The organism is Pseudoalteromonas sp. NBT06-2, assembly GCF_002276045.1.
GTDB lineage: Bacteria > Pseudomonadota > Gammaproteobacteria > Enterobacterales > Alteromonadaceae > Pseudoalteromonas.
Genome location: NZ_NQMR01000220.1, coordinates 1 through 4,723, shown reverse-complemented (window position 1 = coordinate 4,723; position 4,723 = coordinate 1). Strand labels below are relative to the sequence as shown.

The window sequence follows — 4,723 nt, the reverse complement described above, 5'->3', positions numbered from 1 at the left end:
ACACTAGGTAAATTAAACTGAAAACTAGACATAATTTTCTTACTGGTATATAAGTTAAACTCAAACTTTTAGCCTGAATTATTGTTCTCTGAATATAGAAGATATTCTATACGCGCTTAAACCAGTGATGAATCTCATGCCATCACTGGCTTGTACAGCAATATCCCCCTCAATCACAGAACGTTATTTTCCAAGCCTGGTTGACTTTAATTCCTCATCAGAATACTTTGCGACTTGTGCTTTCATCAGCGCTTTCATAGGGCCGCCATAGGTTCCATTTTTATACCCGAGCATGGCGTCAGACACTTCTTGCTTGCTCATGTTAGACACCACTTTTGATTTACCCATTGCCTTTTTTTCAAATGACGCGCCATGACAGCCTTTACACGCGCCCAAATTCACCGCAGCTACAGCCGTACTGCTGGTCAGCAAAACCACAACACCACACAGAACCCTACCGACGATTAACTTTTTCATGTACTCTTTCCTTATTATTTGCTCAGAAGTGCCTGTAAGGTTGGTTTATAAATACTTTATGCAGCGTTATTGATTTTGAAAAGGGAATAACCATGTTCTTCAATCAATGCCTTGCCTAAAGTATTTCTAATTCCAACTGAATCCTGCACCTTGAAGTGGTTTGGGTATAAGTAGAATAAACTGCCTTTTGGCTAAAACCTAAAGTATGCATTTTAGCTTTTAGTTTGTTTATGCCACTGGTATGGCTATTTATTGACGATATTTTGCCTATTAAATACCGATATACCTTTTTCAGGTACTTACTTTACTATTTTTTTGTTTAACACACAACAGGCTAGCGTTTGTTATAGGTATGAACGTGTTTCAGCAACCGATGCAATTAATGCTCTTTGGCAATACTATTGATAAAGGCACACTACCTTTTATTTTGTTTGATTATTTAGCATTAGCCGATTCAGTGGCAGATTATTACAGTCAAATAAACACGGTAGTATCGAAAAAGATAAGCCGAAAACATTAGATAAACTGAATGTTGAAGTCGATACATGGATTAATACCCTAAATCACTTTAGATGACAATATGCTAATTTTGTAGGTTAAAAATCGTCATTAATGAAATGCGCAAATGCACATCATCATAGCTGGTACAAAGGTTGTGCTTAGTTACGTTGAATTTAACGAATAGTAAAAATCACTTTTAAAATATCCGCTGAAACATGTTAAAAAGGTAATAAGTATTTCTTAAAATTTGATGTGATGATTAACGAGGACATCCACTTCAAATGACGAAGTGACTGCCTTTGTTAATTTTTTTGTGATAACAAAACAGTTTGTGATGAGACAGTCTCTGATTCAATAATTGGAAATAATGCTTCATATGGCACAGTCCAATGTACACCCTCTACTAAAACAACCGCGCGTTTTGGGTTTAACTTCATCACTTGCCCGAGCATTTCTTGGTTTTGTTTACTATTAAAAAAACCGACTTGGCTACCTATTGAAAGTTCTGCTTTTGACATGCCAATCACGTTATTAGAGACTAGCTCTGTTTCAATGTGATCAAGGTTAAGTAAGTAAAATGGTAAGCTCCATTGTTTGAGTGTTTCAATCTCCCGAACTGAAGCACGTGTTCTTTTTATTTCAGTAACAACGCAGGCAATGGGCTTATTACGGTCTTGGCAAAAGTAATCTAGGTGCATGCCAATCGTTAACTTTTGTCTTAGTTTTTTGATGCGTTGAGGATCTTGAAGTACTTTATCTATTGCACTGTTTAACCGAAATAATTCAAAATCACTAGCAGACTCTAATTGTTCAAATATTCGTTGTATATCCATGTTTATAATGCCTTTGATAGTTTTTGTTTCTTTTTTTATAAATTACAGACATTTATTTTACTGAAATTCGGCTGACTTAAAAAGAGATTACTGTGATAGTTTTAAATATCACGGTCTATACCCAAGCCACTTCAAGATGTGAGGTTCAGGACTGCTGAGCAATTCATGATCTAGGCGCATCTTTGCATTAATGGTTACTCCCTTAAAAAAAGATGGACCGGCAATATGCTCCTGCATTGCTCTAGTACCTACATCCATGCAGGCAACAACGAGCATGATTTGCTCAGAAGTCCCTGTAAGGTTGGTTTATAAATACTTTATGCAGCGTTATTGATTTTGAAAAGGGAATAAGCATGTTCTTCAATCAATGCCTAGCCTAAAGTATTTCTACTTCCAACTGAATCCTGCATCTTGAAGTGGTTTGGGTATAAAGCTACTTTATAATAAATTTTATCAGGTCAGGCATGATAACGTATAACGGTGCTAATGCCAGCGCCGCGCTTTATAGCATTATCGAAACCGCCAAAGCAAACGGCATTACTCTATTTGATCATTAAATGCAGTTTATTTTGTAAACTGCATTTGAAAGTTATTTTTATGGTTTAATATTTTACGAATTGATGTATTGTCATATTTAAATCTTACTATGGTATTTTGCCCTTTATTTTCCTTGAATATGGCAAACATTAAAGAGAGCTTTTGAAAGCTTACTGGAAAATCAGGTAGTGTTAGCTTGACATTGGTTTGATGATTCCCCAGTTTTATAACGCCAGCAGCAGTTTTAATGAGTTTTCCATCGATGTTTAAATCAATATTGCGTTGCAAATAATCTATGTAGAGTTTTTTATATTCTTTACTGGATATTTTTGAAAAATCTATATTCTGGTAATAGTTAGCCAGAGCCTGATTAGCTCCTTGCTGGGATATGGTGATATTTATCATCCATACGCCATTTTCAGGTGTAAAAACAACAGCTGTCGTGTTTGGGTTATGTGCTTTAACGCTTGTAAAAAACAACATTAAAGCAAAAGTTAAAATGTATCTACTGATAAGTGAAAGCATCTTCTGCTGATACTCCTTTTAGGCAAGTAGGAAGGTTTGGTGCAGATGAATTGGATACATGATAATGATAAACACCATTAGGGTAATCAGCAGTAGCACTCGTATGACCTTGACATTCATCGATATTTTCAGGTATTGTATCATTCTGATCTTTAGACGCATATATAGGGTAACCATCTTTGGCATATCCAATAAAATCAGTCTCGCTTTGAACAAAGTTATAGCACATGACAAAATCTGAAAGTTCATTGGCTGTCAAAACATTCTCCATTTCTTCTGAACCGAAGTGTAAATGATAATAACCAAAAGGATCAATATGACCACCACATGGATCAATAGCAGGTATACCTGCACTATCGCTTGATGCTGTCATTCCTTGAGGACCTTGAGTCGCTGAAGGTGGGTGACCTGTAATTGGTATACCATCTTTTGATACACCTAGATGTTCAACTATATCTATTGTGTTATTGGATGTTGCATTTTTTGGTGTTGCAGGAATTAAAAAAGTCAAGGTTAGATTATCATCAGGTGTTGCTTCCAAACAAGCACTACCATCTAAAGCCCCTCCTGCACCGGGGTCTACAATATTAATATTATTATTGTCATCCACTACGTCATAACCATCGGCTTCCATCGCCTCCCAAAGCTCTCTTTTCATAACCTGAAATCCAGGATTAGTCTCTCCATCATAAATACCTACACCACCTATATCATCTATAGTTTCAGGACAATAAGGTCCGTGTTCAACAGGATTACTATTAAATGTCACTTTATAACATTCTGCCGTAGTACCATCTAAAAGTATACAGTTTTCCATGCTGACACTTTCAGGCGTATTCATTAAAGATTCATTAAAAACATAACCTTCGGTTAAATTACCGTCACTATCATCGGTAATTGAGTCTTCATTGCTTGTTCCACCGCATGCACTTAGCATAAACAACATTATTAATATAAATGCTTTCTTTTGCATATTACCATCTTATTCATTAAGTAACTTTTAGCCAAGATAACATTAAAATTGATAAATAATGTGCAAGTAATGTGCAAATAATGTGAAGTTTATAATGCTATTATTTCATTTACAATATTGTAACTGACATTCAGCACCCTAAATTATGGACTTTGTTGCAATGCTAGGTCATCAGGTCTTTTGATGTATTTTAGGTGGTTTTGTAACTTTTAGGTATGCCTAGAGCACCGATTAGTTTTGGTCATTCCCTGCGGGCGAGGCTAAAATTTCCATATACTGCGTTAAACTTTCTTGATGGAGAATAACTAGACCTACAAAAATTTTCCTAGTCTACAAAATTTTGGCTCTCGCTAGTGACTATATTTTAAACTGATCGATGCTCTAGCCCAGTGAAAAGACTTAATACACCGCAAGCAATCATCGTTTCCATGAATTATATTTATTGGACATGAGGCAATAAGATTGACAGAGATAAACTCATGATTAAATCCTGTGTATATTATTTTCAAAATTATTTACACATACAAAAACACCGCTAAATAGCGGTGTTTCAGGACTGTAACTTGGTATGTAGTTTTATCACATTATTTACCTCATATTTTTATATTTTAGAAGAGTGTTGATTATTTACTAGTTAATGCGTAAGTGGCTGTCATAATTGTAACTGCTATTACTGACCCTACTGCAACTGCCGATGCCATGCCGTTAAATGTCAAAACGCCTGTTACCATAGCACCTAAAATTGCAGTTACTAATAATTCGCTGTTGCTTGAAGTGTTCATAATGTTTTCCTTTGCTTGTTGTTGAGTTGAAAACTAGATGATATGAAAACTAAACAGTCATAATTTTGTTACTGGTATATACCCAAACCACTTCA

Annotated in this window: 7 protein-coding genes; 1 reads left to right on the top strand and 6 read right to left on the bottom strand. The window is 35.4% G+C overall.

What is annotated here, in order from left to right:
• Positions 1 to 183: 183 nt before the first annotated feature.
• A complete protein-coding gene (locus tag CJF42_RS24215) occupies positions 184 to 477 on the bottom strand; it encodes a c-type cytochrome (RefSeq protein WP_095369095.1) in 294 nt (97 codons plus the stop codon).
• 358 nt (positions 478 to 835) lie between these two features.
• On the opposite strand from CJF42_RS24215, the gene CJF42_RS27835 reads away from it, so the two are divergent.
• Positions 836 to 997: a hypothetical protein gene (locus CJF42_RS27835; RefSeq protein ID WP_170940751.1), complete on the top strand. Its 162-nt coding sequence runs from the start codon at positions 836 to 838 to the stop codon at positions 995 to 997.
• A gap of 283 nt (positions 998 to 1,280) precedes the next feature.
• On the opposite strand, the gene CJF42_RS24210 is transcribed toward CJF42_RS27835, so the two are convergent.
• From CJF42_RS24210 to CJF42_RS27825, 5 genes are all read right to left on the bottom strand, one after another.
• Entirely contained in the window at positions 1,281 to 1,811 is a 531-nt protein-coding gene (locus tag CJF42_RS24210) for a hypothetical protein (protein ID WP_095369094.1), read from the bottom strand.
• 108 nt (positions 1,812 to 1,919) lie between these two features.
• Positions 1,920 to 2,087, bottom strand: coding sequence for a hypothetical protein (locus tag CJF42_RS27830; protein ID WP_170940750.1), 168 nt, complete (start codon positions 2,085 to 2,087; stop codon positions 1,920 to 1,922).
• Positions 2,088 to 2,375: 288 nt separating this feature from the next.
• Positions 2,376 to 2,873, bottom strand: a complete 498-nt coding sequence (locus CJF42_RS24205) for a hypothetical protein (RefSeq protein WP_095369093.1) — start codon at positions 2,871 to 2,873, stop codon at positions 2,376 to 2,378.
• Entirely contained in the window at positions 2,854 to 3,846 is a 993-nt protein-coding gene (locus CJF42_RS24200; protein ID WP_095369092.1) for a YHYH protein, read from the bottom strand. The genes CJF42_RS24205 and CJF42_RS24200 overlap by 20 nt, the downstream gene beginning before the upstream one ends.
• Before the next feature lie 623 nt (positions 3,847 to 4,469).
• Complete coding sequence (locus tag CJF42_RS27825; RefSeq protein ID WP_170940749.1) at positions 4,470 to 4,628, bottom strand: hypothetical protein; 159 nt, start codon at positions 4,626 to 4,628, stop codon at positions 4,470 to 4,472.
• Positions 4,629 to 4,723 lie beyond the last annotated feature (95 nt).